Source organism: Nocardia sp. TBRC8007, assembly GCF_056629435.1.
Genome location: NZ_JBWSOR010000098.1, coordinates 1 through 1,060 on the forward strand (window position 1 = coordinate 1; position 1,060 = coordinate 1,060).

A 1,060-nucleotide genomic window follows, 5' to 3' on the forward strand; every position below is an offset into this window, starting at 1 on the left:
TGAAAATCAACAGATCTGACAGAATCACTGCTGGTCAAGAAGTGTGGTCCCCGCGCACGCGGGGATGAGCCTTTTGGGCTGCGATCCGCCTCATTCACGCCCTGGTGGTCCCCGCGCACGCGGGGATGAGCCGATCGAGTACGGCGCACACGTGATCACTCCAGGGTGGTCCCCGCGCACGCGGGGATGAGCCCCGGTCGGCGCCGTGGCGCTCCACGGCCCGATAGTGGTCCCCGCGCACGCGGGGATGAGCCCCGGTTCCATCGATTCACAATGACTCACATCACGTGGTCCCCGCGCACGCGGGGATGAGCCGGACAAGACCGCTGAGATGGCTGCGCTCGTCGAGTGGTCCCCGCGCACGCGGGGATGAGCCGTCATGTTTCATCGGCTGACCTGAGTGGCATCAGTGGTCCCCGCGCACGCGGGGATGAGCCGGACCGAACCCATGTCCGACAACGAGATCGACCTGCGGGCCAGATCGTGTGCGCGAAAATGAACACCACCTGACCAGCGGGCTGATGGGGTGGGCCTCCCTATGCTCAGATGATGCATCTGGAGCTGGTGGCGATCGTGGTCGAGGAGTATGACCCGGCGATCGAGTTCTTCGTCGCGGTGTTGGGCTTCGAACTGGTCGAGGACGTGCCGTCCGTGACCAACGACGGCAGACCCAAGCGGTGGGTGGTGGTTCGTCCGCCGGGTGCGCAAACCGGGATCCTGCTGGCACGTGCGGATGGTGAGCGGCAGGCAGGAGTGGTCGGTGGTCAGGTTGCTGGTCGCGTGGGGTTCTTCCTGCGGGTCGATGACTTTCAGTCGGAATATGCTCGGTTGGTCGCAGCGGGCGTCGAGTTCGTGACACAACCGCGGTCCGAGCCGTATGGCTGTGTCGCGGTCTTCTTGGACATTGCTGGCAACCGGTGGGATCTACTGGGTCCTGCCTAGTCAGTTCCCTCATCGTTGCTGGTCCAGCCATATGTGTTGTTTTCCGCGCAGTTACTACCGAAACCCCTGGTTCACGGCCCGGAATCGCGGTTGCCGACCAGATCACTCCGTCACGGGC

The 1,060-nt window shown here is 64.0% G+C and carries 1 protein-coding gene and 1 CRISPR repeat array; the gene reads left to right on the plus strand.

Annotated features, from left to right (window positions below; genetic code table 11):
* Positions 1–43: 43 nt before the first annotated feature.
* Positions 44–437: direct repeats of the CRISPR family, unit length 28 nt; unit sequence GTGGTCCCCGCGCACGCGGGGATGAGCC.
* Positions 438–546: 109 nt separating this feature from the next.
* On the plus strand, positions 547–942 hold the full coding sequence (locus tag ACX4ZE_RS22765; protein WP_480275507.1) for a VOC family protein: 396 nt from the start codon (positions 547–549) through the stop codon (positions 940–942).
* Positions 943–1,060: the final 118 nt, after the last annotated feature.